The sequence below is a fragment of the Cellulosimicrobium sp. NPDC057862 genome (assembly GCF_042797035.1).
Classification (GTDB): domain Bacteria; phylum Actinomycetota; class Actinomycetes; order Actinomycetales; family Cellulomonadaceae; genus Cellulosimicrobium.
Genome location: NZ_JBHVMH010000005.1, coordinates 190,889 through 216,564, shown reverse-complemented (window position 1 = coordinate 216,564; position 25,676 = coordinate 190,889). Strand labels below are relative to the sequence as shown.

General features: G+C 74.0%; 28 protein-coding genes. 10 read left to right on the top strand and 18 right to left on the bottom strand.

Annotated features, from left to right (window positions below):
- Positions 1-29: 29 nt before the first annotated feature.
- The 3 genes from rplT to infC form a co-directional block, all read right to left on the bottom strand.
- Positions 30-416: a 50S ribosomal protein L20 gene (rplT, locus tag ACFVN3_RS09560; protein WP_024840664.1), complete on the bottom strand. Its 387-nt coding sequence runs from the start codon at positions 414-416 to the stop codon at positions 30-32.
- Between the two features lie 67 nt (positions 417-483).
- Positions 484-678, bottom strand: a complete 195-nt coding sequence (gene rpmI / locus ACFVN3_RS09555; RefSeq protein WP_047233980.1) for a 50S ribosomal protein L35 — start codon at positions 676-678, stop codon at positions 484-486.
- 109 nt (positions 679-787) lie between these two features.
- Positions 788-1,789, bottom strand: coding sequence for a translation initiation factor IF-3 (infC, locus tag ACFVN3_RS09550; protein WP_378232588.1), 1,002 nt, complete (start codon positions 1,787-1,789; stop codon positions 788-790).
- Positions 1,790-2,217: 428 nt separating this feature from the next.
- Here infC and ACFVN3_RS09545 point away from each other — a divergent pair, with 428 nt between their 5' ends.
- The 6 genes from ACFVN3_RS09545 (at position 2,218) to ACFVN3_RS09520 (ending at position 7,066) form a co-directional block, all read left to right on the top strand.
- Entirely contained in the window at positions 2,218-2,682 is a 465-nt protein-coding gene (locus ACFVN3_RS09545; RefSeq protein WP_378232555.1) for a Fur family transcriptional regulator, read from the top strand.
- A 115-nt stretch (positions 2,683-2,797) separates the two neighbouring features.
- Positions 2,798-4,312 carry a catalase gene (locus ACFVN3_RS09540; RefSeq protein ID WP_378232554.1) on the top strand — a complete coding sequence of 505 codons (1,515 nt, stop codon included), beginning with the start codon at positions 2,798-2,800 and terminating at the stop codon, positions 4,310-4,312.
- A 130-nt stretch (positions 4,313-4,442) separates the two neighbouring features.
- On the top strand, positions 4,443-4,814 hold the full coding sequence (locus ACFVN3_RS09535) for a DUF1844 domain-containing protein (protein WP_371861946.1): 372 nt from the start codon (positions 4,443-4,445) through the stop codon (positions 4,812-4,814).
- Between the two features lie 299 nt (positions 4,815-5,113).
- The gene (locus tag ACFVN3_RS09530; protein ID WP_378232553.1) at positions 5,114-5,662 is read left to right on the top strand and encodes a hypothetical protein; all 549 of its coding nucleotides are present in this window, start codon (positions 5,114-5,116) and stop codon (positions 5,660-5,662) included.
- Positions 5,659-6,444 carry a S1C family serine protease gene (locus ACFVN3_RS09525; protein ID WP_378232552.1) on the top strand — a complete coding sequence of 262 codons (786 nt, stop codon included), beginning with the start codon at positions 5,659-5,661 and terminating at the stop codon, positions 6,442-6,444. Before ACFVN3_RS09530 ends, ACFVN3_RS09525 begins: the two co-directional genes overlap by 4 nt.
- A 100-nt stretch (positions 6,445-6,544) precedes the next feature.
- Positions 6,545-7,066 carry a hypothetical protein gene (locus tag ACFVN3_RS09520; RefSeq protein WP_378232551.1) on the top strand — a complete coding sequence of 174 codons (522 nt, stop codon included), beginning with the start codon at positions 6,545-6,547 and terminating at the stop codon, positions 7,064-7,066.
- Between the two features lie 39 nt (positions 7,067-7,105).
- Here the strand turns inward: ACFVN3_RS09520 and ACFVN3_RS09515 are convergent, their stop codons facing one another.
- The 7 genes from ACFVN3_RS09515 to ACFVN3_RS09485 all read right to left on the bottom strand — a co-directional run bounded on the left by ACFVN3_RS09515 (position 7,106) and on the right by ACFVN3_RS09485 (position 12,278).
- On the bottom strand, positions 7,106-7,846 hold the full coding sequence (locus ACFVN3_RS09515; protein ID WP_378232550.1) for an SseB family protein: 741 nt from the start codon (positions 7,844-7,846) through the stop codon (positions 7,106-7,108).
- The gene (gene priA, locus ACFVN3_RS09510) at positions 7,843-8,574 is read right to left on the bottom strand and encodes a bifunctional 1-(5-phosphoribosyl)-5-((5-phosphoribosylamino)methylideneamino)imidazole-4-carboxamide isomerase/phosphoribosylanthranilate isomerase PriA (protein ID WP_378232549.1); all 732 of its coding nucleotides are present in this window, start codon (positions 8,572-8,574) and stop codon (positions 7,843-7,845) included. Before priA ends, ACFVN3_RS09515 begins: the two co-directional genes overlap by 4 nt.
- Positions 8,575-8,659: 85 nt before the next feature.
- A complete protein-coding gene (gene hisH / locus ACFVN3_RS09505) occupies positions 8,660-9,337 on the bottom strand; it encodes an imidazole glycerol phosphate synthase subunit HisH (protein WP_378232548.1) in 678 nt (225 codons plus the stop codon).
- Positions 9,334-9,846: a hypothetical protein gene (locus ACFVN3_RS09500; protein WP_378232547.1), complete on the bottom strand. Its 513-nt coding sequence runs from the start codon at positions 9,844-9,846 to the stop codon at positions 9,334-9,336. Before ACFVN3_RS09500 ends, hisH begins: the two co-directional genes overlap by 4 nt.
- Positions 9,843-10,442 carry an imidazoleglycerol-phosphate dehydratase HisB gene (gene hisB, locus ACFVN3_RS09495; RefSeq protein ID WP_021482124.1) on the bottom strand — a complete coding sequence of 200 codons (600 nt, stop codon included), beginning with the start codon at positions 10,440-10,442 and terminating at the stop codon, positions 9,843-9,845. Before hisB ends, ACFVN3_RS09500 begins: the two co-directional genes overlap by 4 nt.
- Positions 10,439-11,602, bottom strand: a complete 1,164-nt coding sequence (locus tag ACFVN3_RS09490) for a histidinol-phosphate transaminase (protein WP_378232546.1) — start codon at positions 11,600-11,602, stop codon at positions 10,439-10,441. The genes hisB and ACFVN3_RS09490 overlap by 4 nt, the downstream gene beginning before the upstream one ends.
- A gap of 103 nt (positions 11,603-11,705) precedes the next feature.
- The gene (locus ACFVN3_RS09485) at positions 11,706-12,278 is read right to left on the bottom strand and encodes a Rieske (2Fe-2S) protein (RefSeq protein WP_378232545.1); all 573 of its coding nucleotides are present in this window, start codon (positions 12,276-12,278) and stop codon (positions 11,706-11,708) included.
- A gap of 146 nt (positions 12,279-12,424) precedes the next feature.
- Here ACFVN3_RS09485 and ACFVN3_RS09480 point away from each other — a divergent pair, with 146 nt between their 5' ends.
- The 3 genes from ACFVN3_RS09480 to ACFVN3_RS09470 all read left to right on the top strand — a co-directional run bounded on the left by ACFVN3_RS09480 (position 12,425) and on the right by ACFVN3_RS09470 (position 16,602).
- Positions 12,425-12,856 (top strand): hypothetical protein, encoded by a 432-nt coding sequence (locus ACFVN3_RS09480; protein ID WP_378232544.1) that lies wholly within the window; start codon positions 12,425-12,427, stop codon positions 12,854-12,856.
- Positions 12,857-12,974: 118 nt separating this feature from the next.
- Entirely contained in the window at positions 12,975-14,006 is a 1,032-nt protein-coding gene (gene adhP, locus ACFVN3_RS09475) for an alcohol dehydrogenase AdhP (protein WP_378232543.1), read from the top strand.
- Between the two features lie 343 nt (positions 14,007-14,349).
- Complete coding sequence (locus ACFVN3_RS09470) at positions 14,350-16,602, top strand: RecQ family ATP-dependent DNA helicase (RefSeq protein WP_378232587.1); 2,253 nt, start codon at positions 14,350-14,352, stop codon at positions 16,600-16,602.
- Between the two features lie 13 nt (positions 16,603-16,615).
- On the opposite strand, the gene ACFVN3_RS09465 is transcribed toward ACFVN3_RS09470, so the two are convergent.
- Entirely contained in the window at positions 16,616-17,065 is a 450-nt protein-coding gene (locus ACFVN3_RS09465) for a GNAT family N-acetyltransferase (protein ID WP_378232542.1), read from the bottom strand.
- A 26-nt stretch (positions 17,066-17,091) separates the two neighbouring features.
- The gene (gene hisD / locus ACFVN3_RS09460; protein ID WP_378232541.1) at positions 17,092-18,417 is read right to left on the bottom strand and encodes a histidinol dehydrogenase; all 1,326 of its coding nucleotides are present in this window, start codon (positions 18,415-18,417) and stop codon (positions 17,092-17,094) included.
- 119 nt (positions 18,418-18,536) lie between these two features.
- On the opposite strand from hisD, the gene ACFVN3_RS09455 reads away from it, so the two are divergent.
- Positions 18,537-18,773: an RNA-binding S4 domain-containing protein gene (locus ACFVN3_RS09455; protein ID WP_378232540.1), complete on the top strand. Its 237-nt coding sequence runs from the start codon at positions 18,537-18,539 to the stop codon at positions 18,771-18,773.
- A 9-nt stretch (positions 18,774-18,782) separates the two neighbouring features.
- Here the strand turns inward: ACFVN3_RS09455 and ACFVN3_RS09450 are convergent, their stop codons facing one another.
- The 6 genes from ACFVN3_RS09450 to ACFVN3_RS09425 form a co-directional block, all read right to left on the bottom strand.
- Entirely contained in the window at positions 18,783-19,187 is a 405-nt protein-coding gene (locus tag ACFVN3_RS09450) for a pyridoxamine 5'-phosphate oxidase family protein (RefSeq protein WP_378232538.1), read from the bottom strand.
- Positions 19,188-19,306: 119 nt separating this feature from the next.
- A complete protein-coding gene (locus tag ACFVN3_RS09445; protein ID WP_378232537.1) occupies positions 19,307-19,822 on the bottom strand; it encodes an NUDIX domain-containing protein in 516 nt (171 codons plus the stop codon).
- Positions 19,823-19,827: 5 nt separating this feature from the next.
- Positions 19,828-23,367, bottom strand: a complete 3,540-nt coding sequence (gene dnaE, locus ACFVN3_RS09440; protein ID WP_378232536.1) for a DNA polymerase III subunit alpha — start codon at positions 23,365-23,367, stop codon at positions 19,828-19,830.
- A gap of 121 nt (positions 23,368-23,488) precedes the next feature.
- Positions 23,489-24,010, bottom strand: a complete 522-nt coding sequence (locus ACFVN3_RS09435) for a GNAT family N-acetyltransferase (RefSeq protein WP_378232534.1) — start codon at positions 24,008-24,010, stop codon at positions 23,489-23,491.
- A complete protein-coding gene (locus ACFVN3_RS09430; RefSeq protein ID WP_378232533.1) occupies positions 24,007-24,939 on the bottom strand; it encodes an RluA family pseudouridine synthase in 933 nt (310 codons plus the stop codon). The genes ACFVN3_RS09435 and ACFVN3_RS09430 overlap by 4 nt, the downstream gene beginning before the upstream one ends.
- Complete coding sequence (locus ACFVN3_RS09425; protein WP_378232532.1) at positions 24,936-25,613, bottom strand: signal peptidase II; 678 nt, start codon at positions 25,611-25,613, stop codon at positions 24,936-24,938. Before ACFVN3_RS09425 ends, ACFVN3_RS09430 begins: the two co-directional genes overlap by 4 nt.
- Between the last annotated feature and the right edge of the window lie 63 nt (positions 25,614-25,676).

Genomic DNA, 25,676 nt, shown 5'->3' with positions numbered 1-25,676 from the left:
CCGGGCGTCCGTGGCGCGAGAGGCGCTGGTCAGGCTGCGGCCTTCGGCGCGTTGACGTCCTCGGGGAGCGCGTCCTTGGCGACCTGGACCAGCGCGTTGAACGCGGCCACGTCGTTGACCGCGAGCTCGGCGAGCAGGCGACGGTCGACCTCGACACCCGCGGCCTTGAGGCCCTGGATGAGGCGGTTGTACGTCAGGCCCTGCGCGCGGGACGCCGCGTTGATGCGCTGGATCCACAGCTTGCGGAAGTCGCCCTTGCGCGCCTTGCGGTCGCGGTACGAGTAGACGAGGGAGTGGGTGACCTGCTCCTTCGCCTTGCGGTAGAGGCGCGAGCGCTGGCCGCGGTAGCCGCTGGCGCGCTCGAGGGTCGTACGGCGCTTCTTCTGGGCGTTGACCGCCCGCTTCACGCGTGCCACGTGATGCTCCTTGCAGTTCGGGGCTCAGGGGTGAGCCGGTCGGTGGCGGGAACCGCCACCTGCCGGGTCACTTGCCGAGCAGCTTCTTGATGGTCTTGACGTCGGCGGGCGAGACCACCTGGTCCTGGGCGAGGCGGCGCTTGCGCTTGGTGGCCTTGTGCTCGAGCAGGTGTCGAGCGTTGGCCTGCTCGCGCATGACCTTGCCGGTACCCGTGATGCGGAAGCGCTTCTTGGCACCCGAGTGCGTCTTGTTCTTCGGCATGACTGCCGTCTCTCCTTGTGTCCGGTCAGCCGCCTCGCGGCGGCCGACGTGTTCGGGTCCTGGCCGGTGGGCCCGGACCCCGAGCAGGGTCGGTCTGTGCTGCCGGCCGTCAGCCGGCCTTGCCTCGCGGTGCCGGCTTGGGCGCCGGGCGCGGGGCGCTCGGCTTGGGCGCGGCAGGCTTGGGGGCCGCCGGCTTGGCGCCGGACGCCGGCGCGGACGGAGCCGCCGGTGCCGGACGGGGGGTGGCCGGACGCGGCGCGGCGGGCTTCGAGTCCGCCGCCGGCCGGGCAGCGGGACGAGGTGCCGTGGCCGGACGCGGCGCGGGCGCCGAGCGCGGGGCGGCAGCCTTCGGTGCGGGCGCGGCCTTCGGTGCGGGTGCGGCCTTCGGCGCCGGAGCAGCCTTCGGCGCGGGTGCCTCCTCGACCGGAGCCTCGACAGGCGCCTCGGCCGGCGCCTCGACCGACACGGCCGCCTCGGCGGGGGCCGGGGTGGCCTCGACGGCCAGTGCCTCGGCGACCTCCACGGCCTCGGGCGCGTCGACGTCCTCGCCCTCCGCGCCGTCGACCGTGCGCGCCGCGGCACGCTGGGCGGACTTCGTCAGCCGAGGCTCGGCCTCCTGCGCCCGCTTGCGCTGCTCGCTCTTGGCGTCGGCCTTCTTCTTCACCGGGCCGAGCACCATGGTCATGTTGCGGCCGTCCTGCTTCGGCATCGACTCCACGAAGCCGAGCTCCGCGACGTCGTCCGCGAGGCGCTGGAGCAGGCGCACGCCCATCTCGGGGCGGGACTGCTCGCGCCCGCGGAACATGATCATGACCTTGACCTTGTCGCCGGCGGCGAGGAAGCGCTCGACGTGGCCCTTCTTGGTGCCGTAGTCGTGCGGGTCGATCTTCAGGCGGAAGCGGATCTCCTTGAGGACCGTGTTCGCCTGGTTGCGCCGCGCCTCACGCGCCTTCATGTCGGACTCGTACTTGAACTTGCCGAAGTCCATGAGCTTGGCGACGGGGGGCCGGGCGTCCGGGGCGACCTCGACGAGGTCGAGGTCCGCGTCCTGGGCAAGGCTCAGGGCAACCTCGGTGCGGACGACGCCGACCTGCTCCCCGCCGGGACCGATGAGTCGGACCTCGGGGACGCGGATCCGATCGTTGATGCGAGGCTCGCTGATGTGATGCTCCTAGGAAGTCGTCGGTAGACCACCCGGGACGAAGAAGGCCTCCGTCCCTGAGCGCAGGGCGGAGGCCATCAGGTCGGGACGTCGCACCAGGCGACGACCACGTCGGGACGCCCCCGAAAGGGTACGTCCCGGACCAGGACCCGGCCTCTGTCGCGACGTTCGTCGACGGTCGAGACCCGGGTGGGATGAGATCCACTTGCGCACTCGCACTCTTCCCGTCGCCCGGAAACCGGACGAGGAGACGCGCACGAGTCGGTCAGCCATCAAGGATAGCAGAGGCGGACCGACCCCCGTACCGGGCCAGAGACCGAACTCCGGATCGCCTCCATCATTGGAACTCTTCCAGTTTACGTGGTTAGAGTGGTGCCATGACGACAGGAGCGACGCCCGGCGTGGGGACGAGCCTCGACGACGGACCACGACGCGCCCGCCACGAGGGCGAGCTGCGCGAGCACGGCCTGCGCGTCACCGCTGCCCGGCTCGCCGTGCTCGACGCGGTCGAGCTCCAGCAGCACGCCGACGCCGACGACGTCCTGCGGGCGGCGCGCGAGTCGCTCGGCTCCGTCTCGGTCCAGGCGGTCTACGACGTCCTGCACACGCTCACCGACAAGGGGCTGGTCCGCAGGATCGAGCCCGCGGGCCACCCGGCACGCTACGAGCGCCGCCTCGGCGACAACCACCACCACGTGGTGTGCCGGAGCTGCGGCGCCGTCGCCGACGTGGACTGCACGGTCGGCCACGCGCCCTGCCTGACCCCCTCCAGCACGTCGGGGTTCCAGATCGACACCGCCGAGGTGACGTTCTGGGGCCTCTGCCCCGACTGCGCGGACTGACCACCCCACCCCGCCCCCCGTGTCCCCGCGCACCCGGAGAGCGCCCGTTTTCTCACGAAGATCCCGGTATGAGAACACCCAACGGGCCGCGACCGCGGCCCACGGAAGGAGACCCATGACCGCCCCCTTCACCACCACGAACGCCGGCGCACCCGTCGCCTCGGACGCGCACGCCCAGACCGTCGGCGCCGACGGCCCGATCGTCCTGCACGACCACTATCTCGTCGAGAAGCTCGCCCAGTTCAACCGTGAGCGCGTGCCCGAGCGCGTCGTGCACGCCAAGGGCGGCGGGGCCTTCGGGACGTTCACCGTGACGAACGACGTCAGCGCCTTCACGCGCGCGGCGCTCTTCCAGCCCGGCACGACGACCGAGATGCTCGCGCGCTTCTCCTCCGTCGCGGGCGAGCAGGGCTCGCCCGACACGTGGCGCGACCCCCGCGGCTTCGCGCTGAAGTTCTACACGACCGAGGGCAACTACGACCTCGTCGGCAACAACACGCCCGTGTTCTTCCTGCGCGACGGCATCAAGTTCCCCGACTTCATCCGCTCGCAGAAGCGCCTGCCCGGCTCGAACCTGCGCGACAACGACATGCAGTGGGACTTCTGGAGCCTGTCGCCCGAGTCGGCGCACCAGGTCACCTGGCTCATGGGCGACCGCGGCCTGCCGTCGAGCTGGCGCCACATGGACGGGTTCGGCTCGCACACCTACCAGTGGATCAACGCGGCGGGCGAGCGCTTCTGGGTCAAGTACCACTTCAAGACCCAGCAGGGCATCGACAACCTCTCCGCCGACGAGGCGTCGCAGCTCGCCGGGTCGGACTCCGACCACCACATCCGCGACCTGCACGAGCACATCGAGTCGGGCGACTTCCCGCGCTGGACGCTCTCGGTCCAGGTCATGCCGTATGAGGACGCCAAGACGTACCGGTTCAACCCGTTCGACCTCACGAAGGTGTGGCCGCACGCCGACTACCCGCTGGTCGAGGTGGGGGTGATGGAGCTCAACCGGAACCCGGAGAACTACTTCGCGCAGATCGAGCAGGCCACGTTCGCGCCGAGCAACTTCGTCCCCGGCATCGCGACGAGCCCCGACAAGATGCTCCTCGCGCGCATCTTCTCCTACGCGGACGCCCACCGGTACCGCGTGGGCACCAACCACGCGCAGCTCCCCGTGAACGCACCGCACGCGGCGAGCGACGGCGGCCACTCCTACGCCAAGGACGGCGCCATGCGCTACTCCTTCTCCTCCGCGACGACGCCGGTCTACGCGCCCAACAGCCAGGGCGGCGCCCACGCCGACCCGGCCCGCGCCGCGGAGTCGGCCGGCTGGGAGGCCGACGGCGAGCTGACGCGCACCGCCGCGACGCTGCACCCCGAGGACGACGACTTCGGCCAGGCCGGCACCCTCTACCGCGAGGTCTTCGACGACGCCGCGCGGGACCGCTTCCTCGCGACGATCACCGGGCACGTCGGCGCCGTGCGCAGCGACGAGATCCGCGAGCGGGCGATCGCGTACTGGACGAACGTCGACGCGAGCCTCGGCGGCGCGCTGCGCGAGGCGCTCGCCGCCACAGGCGCCCCGGTCGAGGGCGGCCAGCCCGGCACCGCGGCGGAGCCCGTGCGCGTCTGAGTCTCGGGTCCGGGGCGGTCACGGGCCGCCACCCCGCCTCGCCGGCCGTCGTCCCCTACGGGGGCGGCGGCCGGCGTCGTCGCGGCACGTCCATCACGGGGGGCGTGCTCCCCCGCCGCCGGATGGAAAGATGGTCGCCATGAGTACAGAGAACGCCGCCGTGCCCGACCCCGCCGCCGACGCCGTGCGCGACATCGCCGACGTCGCCGCCGTGGAGGTCATCACGTCCGCGGCCGTCCACCTCATGAGCGCCGCGGCCGTCAAGTGCGGTCTGGCGGAGGACGCGCAGGAGCAGGGCCACCTGGACCTCGACGAGGCGCGCAAGCTCATCAACGCTCTCGCCGCGCTCGTGACGGCCAGCGCTCCCGACATCGGCAACCAGCACGCCCGGTCGCTCCGCGACGGGCTGCGCTCGCTCCAGCTCGCGTTCCGCGAGGCGTCGGTCTACCCCGACGCCCCGGGCGAGGGGCCGGGCGAGAAGTACACGGGCGCCGTGAGTTGAGCACTCCCCCGGTGCCGCCGCCGCACGGCGCGTCCTCCGAGCCGCCGCCGGGTCGACCGCCGTCGCCGACCCGGCCGGAGAGCGTCCCGCGGGGGACGACGCCGCCCACGGTCCCGGGCGCACCCTCGTCGGCCGGTGGACCGCCGTCGTTCGCCCCGGCCTCCGCGGCGCCCCGTGGGCCGGCCCCGAACGCGGCCTCGAGCGCGGCGCCCGGCACCTTCGGGGCGGGCGCGGTACCGGGGGCCACCGTCCCTCGGGGCGGCGGCGCCTCGGACAGCGGTGCACCCGGACCGGACGGGGTGCCGTCCGCCGGCGGGGACGCGACGGCGCCGTCGCGCCGCCGCCGCGGCGCCGTGGTGGCGATCGTGGTGCTGTCCCTCCTCCTCGCGGCCGCCCTGGGGGTCGGCGCCTACCTCTGGGTCACCACGACGCGCTGGCAGGAGTCGAGCGCGGACTGGGAGGGCGAGGCCCGCGGGCTGGGCGAGGACGTCGCCCGGCTCCAGACCGAGCTCGACGGCGCGAACGCGGAGCTCGAGTCCGCGCGCACCCAGCTCACCGCCGCGCAGGACCGCATCAGCGACCTCGCCAACGAGAAGGCACAGCTCGGCGACGAGAACGAGGCGTCCCAGCAGTACCTCGACTACCAGAGCCGGGTCTCCGAGGCGGCGGGCAAGGTCGCGGCCGCGCTCGGCCAGTGCACGACGGCGCAGACCCAGCTCATCGGCTACCTCAACAACCGCGACGCCTACGACCCTGCGGACCTGGAGCGCTTCGCCGACCAGGTCGACCTGCTGTGCCAGGAGGCCACGGACGCGAACGCCCAGCTCCAGCAGGAGCTCGCCGGATGACGCGGCGCCGACCCGGGCCGACCGCCGAGGGCATGGCTCGGCGCACCGTGGGGCGCGTCGTCGCACCGCTCGTCTCCGTGGCGCTGCTCGTCGGCCCGCTCGCGGCGTGCGGCGTCCTGCCAGAGCTCCCCGAGCCCGTACCGGACACGGTCGTCCCGTCGCTCGTCGCCCCCGACGACCCCGCGGGGTCCGAGAACCTCTCGGCGGACGGCTTCGACGCCGTCCGGCGCATGGCCGTGCGCATCCGCAACGTGCGCTGCGACGGGCTGTCGACCGGCTCGGGGTTCGCCGTGGACTCGCGCACGCTCATCACCAACAAGCACGTGGTCGACTCGTCGCGCTCGTTGCAACTCCTCACCTACGACGGCCGCGACATCGCGGCCCAGACCGCGAGCGTGGCCGGCCTCGCGGACCTCGCGATCGTCCGGACGTCGGAGGACCTCCCGTCGGCCCCGACCCTCGCGGCGGCCGACCCGGCGCCGGGCGACCCGGTGACGGTCGTCGGCTACCCCGAGGGCGGCCGGCTCACGGTGACGCAGGGCTCTGTCATCGGGACGACGACGGACCCGCTGCACGAGAACCTCGGCGAGGTCCTCGTCACCGACGCCCCCGTCGAGCCGGGGAGCTCCGGCTCCGCCGCGCTCAACGACGCCGGCGAGGTGATCGGCGTCGTCTACGCGAAGACGTCGACCGACAAGTCGCTGCTCGTCCCGGTGAGCACGCTCCAGACGATGCTCGGCGACGAGTCGGCGTTCACGGCACTCCCGGAGTGCGACGCCTGACCACCCCGGCAGGGAGCCCGGCGGGCGGGTCGGCGGGCCGGAACGACCCGCCGCCCCGCACCCCGCGCGCACCAGGGACCGCAGGTCTACCCTTCCTGCCATGAGCACACACGCGAGCTCGGACACGTCCCCGGTCGACCCGGCGCACATCACCCACGCAGCACGCGACACGCTCACCGTGCGTCGCGTCTTCGGAGAGTCCTACGAGCGTGACGGCACGCTCGTCATCCCCGTCGCGACCGTCTGGGGCGGCACGGGCTCGGGCTGGGGATCCGGCGCCGGCGAGCTGTCGGGCAAGGGCGCGGCCGACTGGCGTCGCCGCATCGGGGCCGCGTCCGCACCCACGGCGGACGAGGGCGCCGAGACCGCGGCCGCGGGCTCGTCGTCCGACCCCGGGTCGGGCAACGCCGGCGGCGAGGCGGGGGGCGAGGGCTCCGGGGGCGGTGGCGGCTTCGGGGTCCGCGTCGTCGCCAAGGGCGTCTACGTCGTCGACGACGAGGGGGTGCGCTGGCAGCCCGCGCTGGACCTCAACCGCGTGATCCTCGGCGGGCAGGCCCTCGGCGCGGTCGTCGCGTTCTCCGCCGCGCTCGCGTGGGGTCTGAGCCGCCTGCGCCGTCGCTGAGGCCGCTCGGCGGGACCGCGCGGACGCCCACGTGGCTGGTCAGTCGGCGCGACCGACCCGCAGCTCGAGCCCGTCGACGCGCTCCGACACGACGGCGTCCGTCGCCAGCGCGGCGTTGACCTGACCGAGCACGGCGTCGAGCCCCGCCCGGTCCAGCCCTGCGTCGATGCGCAGCACGACGGCCACCTCGGCGCGCCGTCCCGGCTCCGCCCAGACCCGCGCGACGTGCGGGATCCCGGCGAGAGCGCCCTGGACGGCGGCGACCACCTCGGGGACGACGGTCCCGTCGACGACCGCGGGCGACCACTCCTTGCCCTGCGCGAGCGCCCACACGGCCGGGCGCGGCACGAGCGCCGTCACGGGGCCGCCCGGGTCGAGGACGAGCAGCGACCAGTCCTCGCTCACGGCGGACAGCGCCGCGCGACGAGCGTCGACGGGGACGGGGCGCGCGCTCGCGCGCCACGCGGACATCGCCGCGACCGACGTGAACACCGGGAGCGCGCGGCGCCCGTCCGGTGCCTCGATCGCGACGACCCCGGCGGAGGCCTCCTTGTCGACCGTGTGCCCGTGCTCGCCCTCGCCCGCGCTCTCGAGCTCGGCGAGGATCGGGACGAGCACGCGCGTCTCACCGAGCCGCGCGACCACGTCGGCCAGCGGGGCCGACCCCGCGGCGTAGGCGGCGAGCAGCGCGGCCAGCGCCGGGTCGGCCGACCCGTCGTCGCCCGCGAACCCGGACGACGGCGGGAGCGCCTTCCCCGGGGAGTCCGGGCCCACCGTCACGGCCGGCCCGCGACGTCGAGCGCCTGGGGCAGCGTGAACGCGCCCGCATAGAGGGCCTTGCCCACGATCGCGCCCTCGACGCCTGCCGGGACGAGCGAACGCAGCGCCTCGAGGTCGGCGAGGCTCGAGATGCCGCCCGACGCGACGACCGGCGCGTCCGTGCGCGCCGCGACGTCGCGCAGGAGGTCGATGTTCGGGCCGCGCAGCGTGCCGTCCTTGGTCACGTCCGTGACGACGTAGCGCGCGCACCCGGCGGCCTCGAGGCGGTCGAGGACCTCCCAGAGATCACCGCCCTCCTGCGTCCACCCGCGCGCGGCCAGCGTGGTGCCGCGCACGTCGAGGCCGACGGCGATCGCGTCGCCGTGCTCGGCGATGACCTTGGCCGTCCACTCGGGGTTCTCGAGCGCCGCGGTGCCGAGGTTGACGCGCCGCGCGCCGGTGGCGAGCGCGCGCTCGAGCGACGCGTCGTCGCGGATCCCGCCGGAGAGCTCGACCTGGACGTCGAGGCGCGCGACGACGTCGGCGAGCAGCTCCGCGTTGGAGCCTCGGCCGAACGCGGCGTCGAGGTCCACGAGGTGGATCCACTCCGCACCGCCCGACTGCCAGTCGAGCGCGGCGGCGAGCGGGTCGCCGTACGAGGTCTCGGAGCCGGCCTCGCCCTGGACGAGGCGGACGGCCTGGCCGTCGGCGACGTCGACGGCGGGGAGCAGCACGAGGCGGTCGGTCACGGGGTTCTCCATCGGTGTCGGTGGCGCGTCGCGTGCGCCGCAGCGGGTGTACGCCGGGTGTGCGGGGACCCGGCGTCCGGGTCGATCAGAGCGAGCGGACCCAGTTCTCGAGCAGGGTCGCGCCGGCGTCGCCCGACTTCTCGGGGTGGAACTGCGTGGCGGAGAGCGGCCCGTTCTCGACGGCCGCGACGAACCGGCCGCCGTGGTCGGACCACGTGACGAGCGGTCGCCGGATCGGCGAGTCCGCGGGCAGGTCCTGACCCGTCGTGAAGGACCGGGCCGCGTAGGAGTGGACGAAGTAGAAGCGCTCGTCCTCGACGCCGCGGAACAGGACGCTGCCCTCGGGGACGTCGACCGTGTCCCAGCCCATGTGCGGGACGACGTCGGCCTCGAGCCGGTCGACGAGGCCGGCCCACTCCCCCAGACCGTCGGTCAGGGTGCCGTGCTCGTCGCCCTGGTCGAACATGACCTGCATGCCCACGCAGATGCCGAGCACGGGGCGGCCGCCGGCGAGGCGGCGTCCGACGAGCTCGTCGCCGCGGACGCCGCGCAGGCCCGCCATGACCGCGGCGAACGCGCCGACGCCCGGGACGACGAGGCCGTCCGCATCCTGGGCGCGCGCCCGGTCTGCGGTGAGCTCGACGTCCGCACCGACGCGCTCGAGCGCGCGTACGGCCGACCGGACGTTGCCGAAGCCGTAGTCGAGCACGACAACGGACGGGCGGCGGGCGCCCGACGTCTCGCGGGTCGCCGGCTCGCTCATGCGCCGTCCTTCCGGGCGCGGCGCGCAGCCGACGTGAGCAGGCGCATCGCCTTCCAGCGCGAGATGGACGAGCTCGCGACGACGCCGTCCAGGTCGGCGAGCGTCGTCGTGCCGGTGAGCAGGTCCTCGAGCGCCTCCGGCGCGCCACCGAGCACGAGGCCCGGGGCGAGCTGGTCGCCCACCGCGCCGTCGGCCCAGCGCGTCATCGTGAGCTGCTCGCCGCTGCGCACGACGAGCACGAGCGGGACGCCCTTGACCAGGGTGGTCAGCGCGGCGGCGGCGTGCGCGGGGGCGTCGCCGCCCGTGTCGCGCAGGACCGCGACGGCGCCCACGTCGGTCGGCACGACGTCCGCCTCGACCTGCGCGAGCGAGCACGCGGCGGCGAGGGGCTCGGCCCCGGCGATCTGCGTGATGAGCGCGACGAGGTCGGGCGCCGCGGGACCCGTGAGGGACGAGAGGTCGTCCGGGATCTCGACGCCGTCCAGCGCGTCGTCGCCGTGCGTGCTCACAGGGCCCCCTTCGTGGACGGGACGCCCTCGACGCGCGGGTCGGGGGCCACCGCGGCGCGCAGCGCGCGGGCGAGCGCCTTGAACTGCGCCTCGACGATGTGGTGCGGGTCGCGGCCCGCGAGGACGCGCACGTGGATGCAGATGCCCGCGTGGTGCGCGATCGACTCGAGCACGTGGCGCGTCAGGGAGCCCGTGAAGTGCCCGCCGATGAGGTGGTACTCCTGGCCCTCCGGCTCTCCCGAGTGCACGAGGTACGGGCGCCCGGACACGTCGACGACGGCGAGCGCGAGCGCCTCGTCGAGCGGCACCGTCGCGTCCCCGAAGCGGCCGATCCCGACCTTGTCGCCCAGCGCGACGCGCAGCGCCTCGCCGATCGTGATCGCCACGTCCTCGACCGTGTGGTGCGCGTCGATGTGCGTGTCACCCGTCGCGACGACCTTGAGGTCGATGAGCGAGTGCTTGCCCAGCGCCGTGAGCATGTGGTCGTAGAACGGGACGGTCGTCGAGATCTCCGTCCGTCCCGTGCCGTCGAGGTCGAGCTCGACGAGCACGCTCGACTCGGACGTCGCGCGCTCGATGCGCGCGGTGCGCTTCACAGTCCTGCCACCTCCACGAGGGCCTGTCGGAAGGCCCGCATCTCCTCGCCGGTGCCGATCGACACCCGCAGCCAGCCGTCGGGACCAGTCTCCCGGACGAGCACGCCCCGCTCCAACATCGCCGACCAGACCGCGTGCCGGTCGGCGAACGTGCCGAACAGGACGAAGTTGGCGTCCGAGTCGGCGACGTCGAGCGGGCGACCGTCCGGGTGCCGGAGCGAACGCAGCCACGCGACGGTCTCGTCGCGGCGCTCGCGCAGCTCCGAGACCTGCGCGAGCAGCTCCCCGGAGTGCGCGAGGGCGGCGCGCGCGACCGCCTGGGTCACGGCCGACAGGTGGTACGGGAGCCGGACGACCCGGAGCGCGTCGACGAGGTCGCGCGACGCCGCGAGGTAGCCGACCCGAGCGCCTGCGAGCGCGAACGCCTTGGACATCGTGCGCGTCACCGCGAGGTTCGGGTACCGGTCGAGCAGCTCGAGCGCGGACGGCGTCCCGGCGCGGCGGAACTCGCCGTACGCCTCGTCGACCACCACGACGGCGGGCGCCTCCTGCCCGTCGGGCAGCGGGACCCGGACCGCGAGCGCCGCCTCGCAGACCGCCTCCACGGTCGCTGCGGGCAGCGCCGTGCCGGTCGGGTTGTTGGGGCTCGCGAGCAGGACGACGGACGGCTGCTCCCGCGCGACGACCTCGCGCGCGTGCTCGGGGTCGAGCGTGAAGTCCTCGGCGCGGCGCCCGACGACCCACGCGGTGTGGGTGTCGCGCGCGTACTCCGGGTACATCGAGTACGTCGGGGCGAAGGAGACGGCGGTGCGTCCCGGGCCGCCGAACGCCTGGAGCACGTGGAGCATGATCTCGTTCGACCCGTTGGCGGCCCAGAGCTGCTCGGCCTCGAGCACGACACCGGACTCGGTGCCGAGGTACGCCGCGAGGTCGGCCCGCAGCCCGAGGAAGTCGCGGTCGGGGTAGCGGTTGAGGCCCGCGGCGGCGTCGCGCACGGCCTGCGTGATCGTCGCGACGACGGCCTCGCTCGGTGCGTGCGGGTTCTCGTTGACGTTGAGCAGGACCGGGACGTCGAGCTGGGGCGCACCGTACGGCTCGACGCCGGCGAGCTCGGGGCGCAGCGGGAGCAGGGGCCGTCCCGCGACGGAGGGTGGGGTCACCCGGACAGTCTACGAACCGCGCGCGCACCCACGTCCGTGACGTCCGGCACGCGGGCAGGCGCCGCGGACGGCCGGACCCGTCGGGGCGGCCCCGCGTGCCTCGTCACGCCGAGGTGACCTCGCCGCCGTCGACGGTCACGGGCACCTCGGGAAGGGGCGACGGCGCGGGCCCGCCGAGCACGGCGCCGGTCGCGAGGTCGTAGCGGGAGGCGTGGCACGGGCAGAGGAGCTCGCCGTCCCCGGGCGCGACCGTGCACCCCTGGTGGGTGCAGATCGCGCTGAAGGCCGCAAAGGTGCCCTCCGCGGGCTGCGTGACGAGCAGCGGCGCGCCGTCCACGGTGACCGCGAGCGCCCCGCCGACCGGAACGTCGTCGACGCTCGCGAGCGCCTGCCCGGGACCGACGTCGGGCCCGCCGCTCCCGGAACCCTCACCGCCGCTCGTCCCGCCCTCCGGCGTCCCGGAGGGGCTACCACCGCCGCACGCCGCGAGCAGCGCGAGCGCCGCGCCCGCTCCCGACCCGGCGAGGACGACCCGCCGCGTCGGCGTCGCGCCGCGCGGGGCGCGCAGGACCGGGCCGGAGGGCCGGGTGCGGGTGGCGTCGAGGGTGGCGCTGGGCGTGGCGCCGCGGATGTCGACCGCATCCTCCGGGGGGACGGCGGGGTGCGGTGCGTCCATGTCCGGCCTCCTTGCGCGGTGCGTGGACGGACGGGCCTTCACCCGCCCGGGCCGCCCGGCGCGCGGGATGTCGCCGTCGGCGGTTCCATTGAAGCACCGGGGTACGGGAGCCCGCGCCCCGACCGCGCGAGGCGGAGGAGACGACGATGTCCGAGACCACGGGGCCGCCGACACCACCCGTGCGCGAGGGCCGAGCGCTCGGTGCGTGGGTCCTGCGCGGGCTGACCGCCGCCGGGCTGCTGCTCTCTGCCGACGTGCACCTCGTCCTGTTCGTCGAGGGGTACCGCGACATCGACGTCGTCGGCCCGCTCTTCGCGCTCAACGCCGTCGCGGGGCTCGTCCTCGGCCTCCTCGTCCTCGTGTGGCGACACTGGCTGCCGCTGCTCGGCGCGGTCGGCTTCGGGGCGCTGACCCTCGCCGCGTTCTACCTGTCGACGACCGTGGGCTTCTTCGGCGTGAACGAGACGGTCGGGGGGACGCAGCAGGTCCTCGCCGCGGTCAGCGAGTGGGTCGTCGTGGTCGCCGGGACGCTCGCCCTCGTCGTGGAGAGGCGAAGGTCACGAGCCGCACGGCCCTGAGTCGTCGATCCCGCCGCTCACCGCGCCGACCGTCCTCGGCGCGCGTAGCGTCGAGGACGAGGCAGGACCGCCGGCACGGTCCGGCCGCAACTCTCCCCGAGCAACCGAGGTGATCGTCATGCCCACCATGCGTGCCGCCGTCGTCCACTCCTTCGCAGACCCGCTGAGCGTCGACGAGGTCGAGGTCCCCACCCCCGGGCCGCACGAGGCCCTCGTCAAGGTCGACTACACCGGCGTGTGCCACACCGACCTGCACGCCGCGCACGGCGACTGGCCGGTCAAGCCCGCTCCTCCGTTCGTGCCGGGCCACGAGGGCGTCGGCACCGTCGTCGCGGTCGGCGACCAGGTGACGCGCGTCCAGGTCGGCGACACGGTCGGGAACGCGTGGCTGTGGAGCGCGTGCGGCGAGTGCGAGTACTGCGAGACGGGCTGGGAGACGCTGTGCCCGAACCAGAAGAACGGCGGCTACTCGGTCGACGGCTCGTTCGGCCAGTACATGCTCGTCGACTCGCGCTACTGCCCGGTGGTCCCGGACGGGGTCGACCTCTCCGCCGTCGGCCCGATCCTGTGCGCCGGCGTCACCGTCTACAAGGGGCTCAAGGTGACGGACACGCAGCCCGGTGAGTGGGTGCTCATCTCCGGGATCGGCGGGCTCGGGCACATCGCGGTGCAGTACGCGGTCGCGATGGGCCGCCGCGTCGCCGCGGTGGACGTGGACGACGAGAAGCTCGCCCTGGCGCGCAAGCACGGCGCGGAGGTCACCGTCAACGCCGCCACGTCGCCCGACGCCGCGGCCGAGATCCAGGACCTGACGGGAGGCGGGGTCCACGGAGCGCTCGTCACCGCCGTCAACGCGCACGCGTTCCCGCAGGCCGTGGGCGCGCTGCGCCGCGGGGGAACGGTCTCGCTCGTCGGCCTCCCGCCGGAGAAGTTCCCGCTCGACATCTTCACGACCGTGCTCTTCGGGCTGACCGTGCGCGGGTCGATCGTCGGGACGCGCAAGGACATGGCGGAGGCGCTCGACTTCTTCGCCCGCGGGAAGATCAGCCCGACGTACACGGTGCGCCCGCTCGACGACATCAACACGATCTTCTCCGAGATGGAGGAGGGCAGGATCGACGGTCGCGTGGTCATGGACATGCGCTCCTGACGCCCTGCGCCCTCGGCTCTCGCGGCCCGCGACCCCGTCCCCGGGGTTCGCGGGCCGCGGCCTGTGCACGACGACCCGAGGGTCGGCGGGTGCGCCTACGATCGTGCGGGTGAGCCCCACCGACCCGTACGCCGACCTGCCCTTCGACCCGGCCGACGAGCCGCCGCTCGACGAGCCCGCCGACCCGTTCGGCGACCCGTGGTCCGGGGGCGCGCCGTCGGGGAGCGCACCGGACGCGGAGCAGCCCGCGGTCGCCGGGCCGCGTGCACCGGCTCCGGCCGACGGCGGCGCTCCCGCCGCGGCGCCCGACGGCGGGGAGGCCGCCAAGCGGGCCAAGCTCGCCATGCTGCGCGGCCTGCTCGACGGGCAGTCGCTGCGCGAGGACGCCGAGACCGCGCTGCGCGCGCTCGTCGGGCGCGACGACGCGGCGCTCCGCGAGGACCAGTGGCGCGCGATCGAGGCCCTCGTGGCGTTCCGGCGGCGCGCGCTCGTCGTGCAGCGCACCGGGTGGGGCAAGTCCGCGGTGTACTTCGTGGCCACGCGCCTCCTGCGCGACCGCGGCGCCGGGCCGACCGTCATCGTCTCCCCGCTCCTCGCGCTCATGCGCGACCAGATCTCGGCCGCGGCCCGGGCGGGCATCAAGGCCGTCACCATCAACTCGGCCAACGTCACGGAGTGGGACGACGTGCACCGGGCGATCGCGGCCGGCGAGGTCGACGTGCTGCTCTGCTCGCCCGAACGCCTCAACAACCCGGGCTTCCGCGACGAGGTGCTCCCCCGGCTCGCGGCCGACGCCGGCCTCGTCGTCATCGACGAGGCGCACTGCATCTCGGACTGGGGCCACGACTTCCGCCCCGACTACCGGCGCATCCGCACGCTGCTCGCCGACCTGCCGCCCGGCATCCCCGTACTCGCGACGACGGCGACGGCGAACGCGCGCGTGACCGCGGACGTCGCGGAGCAGCTCGGCGTGACCGCGTCGCACGCCGCCGGGGGCGCGGCGGACGAGGCCGGGCACGAGGACGTGCTCGTGCTGCGCGGCGGGCTCGACCGCGAGTCGCTCCACCTCGCCGTCCTACGCCTGCCCGACCAGCCGACGCGCGTCGCGTGGCTCGTCGAGGCGCTCCAGGACGTCGACGGCTCGGGCATCGTCTACTGCCTCACCGTCTCCGCGGCCGAGCAGGTCGCTAGCCAGCTCCGCGCCGCGGGTCTCGCCGTCGCGTCGTACACGGGTCAGACGGACCCGGCCGAGCGCGAGCGCCTGGAGGAGGACCTCAAGGAGAACCGGGTCAAGGCACTGGTGGCGACGTCGGCGCTCGGGATGGGCTTCGACAAGCCCGACCTCGCGTTCGTCGTGCACCTCGGTGCACCGAGCTCCCCCATCGCCTACTACCAGCAGGTCGGGCGCGCGGGCCGTGGCGTCGACTCCGCCGTCGTCGTGCTGCTGCCCGGCGAGGAGGACCGGCGCATCTGGGAGTGGTTCGCGTCGACCGCGTTCCCGCCGCAGGCCCAGGTCCGCACGACGCTCGACGCGCTGGGCTCGGGCGGCACGCAGTCCGTCGCGCAGCTCGAGACGCAGGTGGACCTCAAGCGGTCGCGCCTCGAGGGCATGCTCAAGGTCCTCGACGTCGACGGCGCCGTCCGGCGCGTCAAGGGCGGCTGGGAGGCAACGGGCGAGCCGTGGACCTACGACGCGGAGCGCTACGAGCGGGTCGACGCGACGCGCACGGCCGAGCAGCAGGCGATGCTCGACTACGAGGCGACGGACGGGTGCCGCATGGCGTTCCTGCGCGCCGCGCTCGACGACCCGGAGCTCGAGGACGGGTGGCGGTGCGGGCGCTGCGACACGTGCGGCGGCGTGACGCTGCCCGCGCTGCCCGACGCCGAGGCCGTCGCCGCCGCGCGCGCCGACATGGACCGTCCCGGGGTCGAGGTCGTCGCGCGCCGCCAGTGGCCGAGCGGCATGGACCGCCTGGGGCTGGACCTGCGCGGTCGTCTCGGCGCCGACGAGCTCGCGGAGACCGGGCGCGCCGTCGCGCGGCTCGACGGGCTCGGCTGGTCCGCCCCGCTGCGCGAGCTCTTCGCCCCCGCGACGCCCGACGGCGACACGCCCGTCGCGCTCCGGCGCGCGGCCGCTCGGGTGCTCGACGAGTGGCCGGAGCTGTACGAGGCCGCCGCGCAGGCCGAGCCGGCCGCGGACGCCGGCGAGGACGACGGCGCGGCGAACGCGCCGGAGCGGCGGCTGCTCGTCGACGGCGTCGTCGCCGTGCGCTCCGCGACCCGGCCGCGCCTGACCTTCCACCTTGCGAACGGGCTGGCGAGCTATCTCGGCAAGCCGCTCATCGGCGCCGTCGGCCCCGTCCCGGGGCGCGAGGAGCCGGGGCGGCACGACGTGAACTCCGCGACGCGCCTCGCCGGCGTCGCCGGCCGCCTTCAGCTCGAGCTGTCGGACGCCGCCCGAGCCGGCCTGGCCGGGCGCCGCGTGCTCCTCGTCGACGACTACACCGAGTCAGGCTGGACGCTCACCGCCGCGGCGCGCCTGCTGCGGCAGGCCGGCGCGGTGGCGGTGCACCCGTTCGTCCTCGGTGTGCGCTGAGGCGGGAGCCGGGTCACCACCGCAGGCGCAGCTCCGTGTACGTCGTGTCGACGAAGCCCAGCGCGCGGTACAGCGACTCGCCGTCGGCCGTGGCGTGCAGGGAGACCGAGTCGGCCCCGCTCGCGCGCGCCCAGTCGAGGGCCGCGACGACGCACGCGCGCGCGTAGCCCTGGCCTCGCTCTCCGGGGACCGTGCAGACGTTCGACAGGTGCGCCGTCGTGCCGTGCGGGTTCCGGGCGGACGGCACCGACCGCTGCAGCTCGACGAGCGCGCACGCCGTGACCTCGTCCGGGCCGTCGACGACGAAGGCCACGACGTCCTTCGAGCGGAGCATCCGGGCGAACCACTCCCTCGCCCGGTGCTGCCAGGCGCGGTCGTCGGCGTCCGCCTCCCCCATCGCGCGCATGAGATGGACGCGCAGGGCGACGAGGTCGTCGGCGTCGCGCGGGACCGCGCGCCGCACCGGCGCACGGTCCTCGCGCGCGACCGTCACAGGAACCGCGCCCGCACCGCCTCGCCGTGGGCCGGGAGGTCCTCGTCGTTCGCGACGGCGACGATCCGGTCGGCCAGCTCCTCGAGGGCGTCGCGGTCGTACTCGATCACCTGGACGGCCTTGACGTAGCTGTGCACCCCGAGACCGCTCGAGAAGTGCGCGCACCCGCCGGTCGGGAGCACGTGGTTGGACCCGGCCATGTAGTCGCCGAGCGAGACGGGCGACCACGGGCCGACGAAGATCGCGCCCGCGCTCGTCACGCGCTCCGCGAGCGCCGCGGCACCGTCCGCCTGGATCTCGAGGTGCTCCGCGCCGTAGGCGTCGACCACCTGGAGACCCTGCTCGAGATCGTCCACGAGCACGATCGCGGACTGCGGACCGGCGAGGGACTGCGCGACGCGCGCGGCGTGCTTCGTGGCCGTGACGAGGTCCGCGAGGCGGGCCTCGACCGCGGCGGCGAGCTCGACGGACGGCGTGACGAGGACGGCCGCCGCGAGCGGGTCGTGCTCGGCCTGGCTGATGAGGTCGGCCGCGACGTGGCCCGGGTCGGCGGTGCCGTCCGCGAGGATCGCGATCTCCGTGGGACCGGCCTCGGCGTCGATCCCGACGACGCCACGGACGAGCCGCTTCGCCGCGGCCACGTAGACGTTCCCCGGTCCGGTCACGACGTCGACCGGCTCGCAGAGCACCTCCCCGTCCTGCGGCTCGCTGCCTGCCGCGCCGTACGCGAACATCGCCACGGCCTGCGCGCCGCCCACCGCGTAGACCTCGTCGACCCCGAGCAGCGCGCACGCCGCGAGGATCGTCGGGTGCGGCAGGCCGCCGTTCTCCTTCTGGGGCGGCGACGCGACCGCGAGGCTGCGGACGCCCGCCTCCTGGGCCGCGACGACGTTCATCACCACGGAGGACGGGTAGACCGCGAGGCCGCCGGGCGCGTAGAGCCCGACGCGACGCACGGGCACCCAGCGTTGGCGGACCTGCGCGCCGGGCCCGATCTCCACCGTGAAGTCCTGCGGGCGCTGGGCGGCGTGCACCAGCCGCACCCGACGGATCGCCTCCTCCAGTCCCGCCCGGACGTCCGGGTCGAGGCGCGCGAGCGCGTCGGCGAGCGCGTCGCCGGGGACGCGCAGGTGCTCGGGCCGCACCCCGTCGAACCGCTCGGCGTACTCGCGCAGCGCCTCCGCGCCGCGCGCGCGGACCGCCTCGACGATCGGGGCGACCCGATGCGCCGCGTCCTCGACGCCGAGCTCTGCGCGCGGCAGGGTCTCGACGAGCTCGCGGGCGGACAGGGAACGTCCTCGAAGATCGATGCGGGTGATCATGGCTCGAGTCTAGGAGCCCGCGCGATCTCGCGACGAGGCGTTTCGCCCACCGGTCGGCCGGCTCGGGTCCCGGCACGCCGCGTCGCGCCCACCCCGCGCGGGCGGGGAGAATGGGCGGCATGAACGCCCCTCACGACGCCCGCCCGGTCGAGATCTCCGACGACGTCATCCGCCTCGGGCAGTTCCTCAAGCTCGCCGGCCTCGCCGAGTCCGGCGCCGAGGCGCGCGAGCTCGTCACCGACGGCGAGGTCCGCGTCAACGGCGACGTCGACACGCGCCGCGGCCGCCAGCTGCACCGCGGCGACGTCGTCTCGGTCGACCACCCCCAGGGGACCGAGAGCGCGACCGTCGCCTGAGCGGACCCCTCAGGCCATGTAGGTCGAGGCCATGACCTTGTCGGGCGTGAGCCGCAGCACGACGCGCTCAGGGTTCGGGGAGAGCGCCCGGTAGCGACGGCCGTACCGCGCGACGGCGTCTGCCACCTCCTCCGCGTCCTCCACGACCTCGATCGTGCCCTCGAGCGTGATCCACCGCCCGCCCTCGACCTGGCACACCGCAGCTCTCGGGGCACCGCCGTCCGTCCCCGAGAGGCGCGCGTTGCGGGCCTTGACCGAGGCGCGGTTCGTCGTGATGCGCAGCACGCCCGCGTCCTGGTCCCAGGTGAAGGCCACGGGGACGACGTGCGGCGTGCCGTCGGCGCGCAGCGTGGTGAGGGTCGCCAGGTGGCGCTCGGTGACGAAGACGAGCTGTTCGGGGTTGAGGCGGATCACGGCGTCGAGCCTACGGGTTCCCGTGCCGGGTGCGGCAGGCGCCCGGTCCCCGGACGCCCGGCGTGGGCGGCCGGTCGCCGGGCGTCAGGCGTCAGGCGTCAGGCGTCAGGCGTCAGGCGTCAGGCGTCGAACCCGAAGGTCATGATCGGCGGCACCGCGCCCTCTCGCAGTGCCCGCAGGACGTGGAGCTCGTGCGGGACGACAGGGTCCGGAAGGTCGTCGAGCGCGAACCACCGCAGGTCGGCCGCCTTGTCCCGCTCCTGGAGCACCGCGTCGCCGTCCCAGGCGTCGGCCGTGAAGAAGAAGTCGGCGCGCTGCTCGAGCGCCGGTCCTCCGGGCACGCCACGGTGCAGCACGGTGAGGGGCCGCGGGTGCGCGGGCGCGATCTCGACGCCCAGCTCCTCGCGCGCCTCGCGCGCCGCGGCCGCCACGACCGACTCCCCAGGCTCGACGTGCCCGGCCGCCGCAGCGGCCCAGAACCCGTCCCGGTAGCCCGTGCCCCGCCGGAGCTGGAGCAGCACCTCGCCGCCGCGACGCAGCAGCACGTACGCCGCGGGCACGACCCGGAACCGGTGCGACGCCGAGCCGTCGTCCCACGACGCGCTGGCGGCACCGCCGACGACCTCCTCCGTCATCCGGGTCAGCCGACCAGGCACGACGGCCCGAGCAGGGCCTTGAGGTCGCCGAACAGCGCCGGCGACTTCTCGACGCGCAGCCCGTCACCCGCGCGCACGATCGTCGTCTTGCCCGGCTCCAGCACCTGGACGTGGACCTCCGCCGACCCGGGATGGGTCGCCAGCACCTCCCGCAGGCGGACGATGATCGGCTCGACGCAGCGCGTGTGGGACACCTTGACGGCGAGCGGCGACTCCGCGCCCACGGTGATGTCCGGCAGCGACACCTCCATGGCCTGGAGCTGCATCGTGTCGTCGCGACGCCGGACGCGACCGCGCAGCACGACCACCTGGTCCTCGGCGAGGATCGTGGAGTAGGCGAGGTACGTCTCCCCGAAGAACATGACCTCCACGGCGCCCTCGAGGTCCTCGATGGTCACCGCCGCCCACGGGTTGCCGTTCTTGCTCATCTTGCGCTGGAGCGACGTCACCAGGCCCGCGATCACGACCGTCGACCCGTCCGGGCGCCCCTCGTCGGCGAGCAGGTTCGCGATGCCGGTGTCCGCCGCCCGCGTGAGCACGTGCTCCAGCCCCGAGAGCGGGTGGTCGGACACGTAGAGGCCGAGCATCTCGCGCTCGAACGCGAGCCGCTGCTTCTTGTCCCAGTCCGGCAGGTCCGGCACGTCGACCGAGAACGACAGCCCGTCCTCGTCGTCGCCCCCGCCGAAGTCGGCGAACAGGTCGAACTGCCCCTCCGCCTCCTTGCGCTTGACGCTGATGACCGAGTCGACGGCCTGCTCGTGCACGACGAGCAGCGCGCGCCGCGCCTGGCCGAGCGAGTCGAACGCGCCCGCCTTGATGAGCGACTCGATGGTGCGCTTGTTGCAGACGACCGCCGGCACCTTGTCGAGGAAGTCGGTGAACGACGTGAACGCGCCCTTCTCCTCGCGCGTCCGGATGATCGCGTCGACGACGTTCGCGCCGACGTTGCGCACGCCCGTGAGGCCGAAGCGGATGTCGTTGCCCACGGCCGTGAACTTCGCCGCCGAGTCGTTCACGTCGGGCGGGAGCACCGTGATGTGCATGCGCCGGCACTCGTTGAGGTACAGGGCGAGCTTGTCCTTGTCGTCCCGCACGCTCTGGAGGAGCGCCGCCATGTACTCGGTCGGGTAGTTCGCCTTGAGGAACGCCGTCCAGTACGCGACCAGGCCGTACCCCGCCGAGTGCGCCTTGTTGAACGCGTAGCCCGCGAAGGGGACCAGTGTGTCCCAGACGGCCTGGATCGCGCCGTCGGAGTACCCGCGCTCCCGGCAGCCGGCCTGGAAGGGCACGAACTCCTTGTCGAGGATCTCCTTCTTCTTCTTGCCCATCGCACGACGCAGCAGGTCGGCCTGGCCGAGCGAGTACCCGGCGAGGATCTGCGCGGCGCGCTGCACCTGCTCCTGGTAGACGATGAGCCCGTAGGTCTCGTCGAGGATCTCCGCGAGCGGCTGCTCGAGCTCCGGGTGGATCGGCTCGATCTTCTGGAGGCCGTTCTTGCGCAGCGCGTAGTTCGTGTGCGAGTTCATGCCCATGGGGCCCGGGCGGTACAGCGCGATGACGGCCGAGAGGTCGTCGAACTTGTCCGGCTTCATCTGGCGCAGCAGCGCGCGCATCGGCCCGCCGTCGAGCTGGAACACCCCCAGCGTGTCGCCGCGCGCCAGGAGGTCGTAGGACGCCTTGTCGTCGAGCGTCAACGACTCGATCTCGATCGGGTCCTTGCCGTTCATCTCGATGTTCTCGAGCGCGTCGTCGAGGATCGTCAGGTTGCGCAGCCCGAGGAAGTCCATCTTGATGAGCCCGAGGCCCTCGGACGTCGGGTAGTCGAACTGCGTGATGACCGCGCCGTCCTGCGGGCGGCGCATGATCGGGATGATGTCGATGAGCGGGTCGCTCGACATGATGACGCCCGCGGCGTGCACGCCCCACTGCCGCTTCAGGCCCTCGATGCCGCGCGCGAGCTCGACGACGCGCTGCGCCTCGGGGTCCGTGTCGTGGAGCTGGCGGAACTCCGCCGCCTCGGGGTAGCGATCGTGCTTCGGGTCGAAGATCCCGGACAGCGGGATGTCCTTGCCCATGACGGCGGGCGGCATCGCCTTGGTGAGCTTCTCCCCCATGGCGAAGGGGAAGCCCAGCAGTCGGGCCGAGTCCTTGAGCGCCTGCTTGGCCTTGATCGTGCCGTACGTGACGATCTGCGCGACGCGGTCGTCCCCGTACTTCTCCGTGACGTACCGGATGACCTCCCCGCGCCGACGCTCGTCGAAGTCGACGTCGACGTCGGGCATCGACACGCGCTCGGGGTTGAGGAACCGCTCGAAGATCAGGCCGTGCTCGAGCGGGTCGAGCTCGGTGATCCCCATGAGGTAGGAGGCCATCGACCCGGCCGCCGAGCCACGGCCCGGCCCGACGCGGATGCCCTGCTCCTTGGCCCAGTTGATGAAGTCGGCGACCACGAGGAAGTACCCCGGGAAGCCCATCTGGATGATGACCTCGGTCTCGTACTGGGCCTGCTTGCGCGACGCGTCGGGGATCCCGTTCGGGTACCTCCGGTGCAGCCCGCGCTCGATCTCCTTGACGAACCAGCTCGTCTCGTCCTCGCCCTCCGGGACGGGGAAGCGCGGCATGTAGTTCGCCTTCGTGTCGAACGACACCTCGCACTGCTCGGCGATGAGCAGCGTGTTGTCGCACGCCTCGGGCAGCTCCGCGAACACGCGACGCATCTCGGCCGCGGACTTCACGTAGTAGCCGGTCCCGTCGAACTTGAACCGGTCCGGGTCGTCGAGCGTCGAGCCGGAGTTGATCGCGAGCAGCGCCTCCTGGCTCGACGCGTCGTCCTCGCGCACGTAGTGCAGGTCGTTCGTCGCGACGAGCCGCGCGCCGATCGTCTCCGCGAGACGCAGCAGGTCCTGCGTGACCCGGGTCTCGATGTCGAGACCGTGGTCCATGAGCTCGACGTAGAAGTTCTCGCGTCCGAAGACGTCCTGGAGCTCGCCCGCCGTCCGGACCGCCTCGTCCCACTGGCCGAGCCGCAGGCGCGTCTGGATCTCCCCCGACGGGCACCCGCTCGTCGCGATCAGGCCCTTGCCGTAGGTCTGGAGCAGGTCGCGGTCCATGCGGGGCCACTTGCCCATCTGCCCGTCCAGCGACGCCAGCGACGACGCGCGGAACAGGTTGTGCAGCCCCTCGTTGTCCTTGGCGAGGAGCGTCATGTGCGTGTACGCACCGCGCGCCGAGACGTCGTCGGACTCCTGCCCCTGCTGCCCGAACCGCACGCGCGTCTGGTCGAACCGGCTCGTGCCCGGCGTGATGTAGGCCTCGACGCCGATGATCGGCTTGATGCCCTTGGCCTGCGCACGGGACCAGAACTCGAACGCCCCGAACACGTACCCGTGGTCCGTCGTCGCGATCGCCTTCTGGCCCAGCCGCTCGACCTCGTCGAACAGGTCCCCGATCCGCGCCGCGCCGTCCAGCATCGAGTACTCGGTGTGGACGTGGAGGTGGACGAAGTCCTCTGCGGCGGTCGGCATGCACCGATCCTAAGTCGCCCCACCCACGCATCCAGGCACCCTCGGCAGTCTCCGGTGTGCCACGTCGCACAGTGGTCGTCGCCGACCCGGCGGCGGCTCTGAGTCCGCGACCGCGAGCGCCTCAGGCGTCGGTCGTGAGGGTCTTCGCGGCGTCGCGGTGGTCGATGCCCGCGTCGAGGTAGACGGGGCCGGACACCACGTAACCGAGGCGCTCGTAGAACCCGATCGCCTGGACCTGGGCGGAGAGCAGGACGTGCACGGCGCGGCGCCCGTCCGTGCCCGACGCCGCGTGCTCGGCGAGCGCGATCTCCTCCAGGGCGCGCATCACCACGGCGCCCGCGCCCGTGCCGCGCGCGGACGCGGCCACCGCCACCCGGCCGACGTGGACCTCGCCCGGGTGGGCCGGGTCCGTGAGCAGCCGGCCCGTGCCGACGACCATGCCGTCTCGCTCGCGGTCGCGCACCAGGACGTGCGTCGTCGTCGCCGCGGTGTCGAGGTCGTCGATCTCCTCCTCGACAGGCACGCCCTGCTCGTCGACGAACACGGCGAGACGCAGCGCGTGCGCGGCGGCGAGCCCGGTGTCGTCGACCACGCGCTCGACCACGAGCCGGTCCGTGCCCGCACCGGGGACTCCGGCACTCACGCGTACGCCCCGCGCAGGACCTCGAGCGCGTGCGCGAGGTCCTCCGGGTACTCGCTCGTCAGCTCGAGCCACTGCCCGGACGTCGGGTGCTCGAACCCGAGGCGGACGGCGTGGAGCCACTGGCGGGTCAGGGCGACGCGCGAGGCGAGCACCGGGTCGGCGCCGTAGGTGAGGTCTCCCACGCACGGGTGGCGCAGCGCGGAGAAGTGGACGCGGATCTGGTGCGTGCGCCCCGTCTCGAGGTGCACCTCGACGAGCGAGGCCGCGGGAAGCATCTCGAGGACCTCGTAGTGCGTGACCGAGGGCTTGCCCTCCGCGGTGACCGCGAACTTCCAGTCGGCGCTCGGGTGGCGCCCGATGGGCGCGTCGATCGTCCCGGTCGTCGGCTCGGGGTGTCCCTGGACGAGCGCGTGGTAGACCTTCTCGACCGTGCGCTCCTTGAAGGCGCGCTTGAGAGCCGTGTAGGCGACCTCGCTCTTCGCGACGACCATGAGGCCCGACGTGCCGACGTCGAGGCGGTGCACGATGCCCTGGCGCTCTGCCGCGCCCGACGTGGAGATCCGGTAGCCCGCGGCGGCGAGGGCGCCGACGACGGTCGGGCCGGTCCAGCCGGGCGACGGGTGCGCGGCCACGCCCACGGGCTTGTCGACGACCACGACGTCGTCGTCGTCGTAGACGATGCCCATGCCCGGCACCGGCTCGGCGACGACCTCGACCGGCGCCGGGGCGGCGTCGGGCACGTCGACCTCGAGCCACGCCCCCGGGACGAGCCGGTCGGACTTGCCGACCTCACGGCCGTCGAGGCGGACGGCACCGCCCGCCGCGAGCTCCGCCGCGCGGGTCCGGGAGAGGCCGAGGAGGCGGGACAGGCCGGCGTCGACCCGCTCGCCCGCGAGGCCGTCCGGGACCGGGAGGGAGCGCAGGCTCACCGGTCCTCCTCGCCCTCGGCGCGCACGGTCGTCGGGCCAGGCTCGGCCGCCGGCTCGGCGTCCGCCTCCGGCGTCTCGTCGCTCCCGTGGCGCGTCCCGTCCAGCCCGATGCCGAGCACCGAGAGCACGGCGATCATCACCGCAGCGGCGACGATCGCGATGTCCGCGACGTTGCCCACGAACCAGTTCGCGTAGGCGATGAAGTCGACCACGTGGCCGCGCGCGAACCCGGGCTCCCGGAAGAACCGGTCCACGAGGTTCCCCAGGGCCCCGCCGAGCAGCAGCCCGAGCGCGACCGCCCAGGCGCGCGAGCCGATCCGGCTCACCATGCGCACGATGACGACCACCACGGCGACGACGACGATCGTCAGGAGCCAGGTCATCCCGGTCGCGATGGAGAGCGCTGCCCCGGGGTTGTAGATGAGTCGGAGCCCGAGGAGGGGGCCCACGAGCGGGATCGTGTCGTCGCCGAGCGTCAGGCTGGACTCGGCCCACCACTTGGTGAGCTGGTCGAGCACCAGGACGAGTGCGGCGAGGACGACGGTCCAGACCACCAGCAGGCGCCACGGACCGCGGCGTGCCGTGCTGGTGTCTGTGCCGGACGCGGTGCCGGGATCGGTGCCGGCGACGGCGTCAGCGGGTTCGGTGGGCTCGGGGCGCGCGGAGGTGGACATCGGCGGCAAGTCTGCCACGTCGACCCCGGCCTCGGCGCGCCCCCTGCCCGACCGGCGGGAGGA

Excerpts from the sequence above, each read along its gene's own strand:
- ACFVN3_RS09520 (WP_378232551.1), top strand. The coding sequence starts at position 6,545 with ATGAGCACACACGCGAGCTCGGACACGTCCCCGGTCGACCCGGCGCAC.
- ACFVN3_RS09455 (WP_378232540.1), top strand. The coding sequence starts at position 18,537 with ATGAACGCCCCTCACGACGCCCGCCCGGTCGAGATCTCCGACGACGTC.
- ACFVN3_RS09480 (WP_378232544.1), top strand. The coding sequence starts at position 12,425 with ATGTCCGAGACCACGGGGCCGCCGACACCACCCGTGCGCGAGGGCCGA.
- ACFVN3_RS09535 (WP_371861946.1), top strand. The coding sequence starts at position 4,443 with ATGGTCGCCATGAGTACAGAGAACGCCGCCGTGCCCGACCCCGCCGCC.
- ACFVN3_RS09545 (WP_378232555.1), top strand. The coding sequence starts at position 2,218 with ATGACGACAGGAGCGACGCCCGGCGTGGGGACGAGCCTCGACGACGGA.
- ACFVN3_RS09485 (WP_378232545.1), bottom strand. The coding sequence starts at position 12,278 with ATGGACGCACCGCACCCCGCCGTCCCCCCGGAGGATGCGGTCGACATC.
- ACFVN3_RS09445 (WP_378232537.1), bottom strand. The coding sequence starts at position 19,822 with ATGACGGAGGAGGTCGTCGGCGGTGCCGCCAGCGCGTCGTGGGACGAC.
- ACFVN3_RS09525 (WP_378232552.1), top strand. The coding sequence starts at position 5,659 with ATGACGCGGCGCCGACCCGGGCCGACCGCCGAGGGCATGGCTCGGCGC.
- ACFVN3_RS09540 (WP_378232554.1), top strand. The coding sequence starts at position 2,798 with ATGACCGCCCCCTTCACCACCACGAACGCCGGCGCACCCGTCGCCTCG.
- ACFVN3_RS09425 (WP_378232532.1), bottom strand. The coding sequence starts at position 25,613 with ATGTCCACCTCCGCGCGCCCCGAGCCCACCGAACCCGCTGACGCCGTC.
- hisD (WP_378232541.1), bottom strand. The coding sequence starts at position 18,417 with ATGATCACCCGCATCGATCTTCGAGGACGTTCCCTGTCCGCCCGCGAG.
- ACFVN3_RS09470 (WP_378232587.1), top strand. The coding sequence starts at position 14,350 with ATGCTGCGCGGCCTGCTCGACGGGCAGTCGCTGCGCGAGGACGCCGAG.
- rpmI (WP_047233980.1), bottom strand. The coding sequence starts at position 678 with ATGCCGAAGAACAAGACGCACTCGGGTGCCAAGAAGCGCTTCCGCATC.
- dnaE (WP_378232536.1), bottom strand. The coding sequence starts at position 23,367 with ATGCCGACCGCCGCAGAGGACTTCGTCCACCTCCACGTCCACACCGAG.
- hisH (WP_378232548.1), bottom strand. The coding sequence starts at position 9,337 with ATGAGCGAGCCGGCGACCCGCGAGACGTCGGGCGCCCGCCGCCCGTCC.
- adhP (WP_378232543.1), top strand. The coding sequence starts at position 12,975 with ATGCCCACCATGCGTGCCGCCGTCGTCCACTCCTTCGCAGACCCGCTG.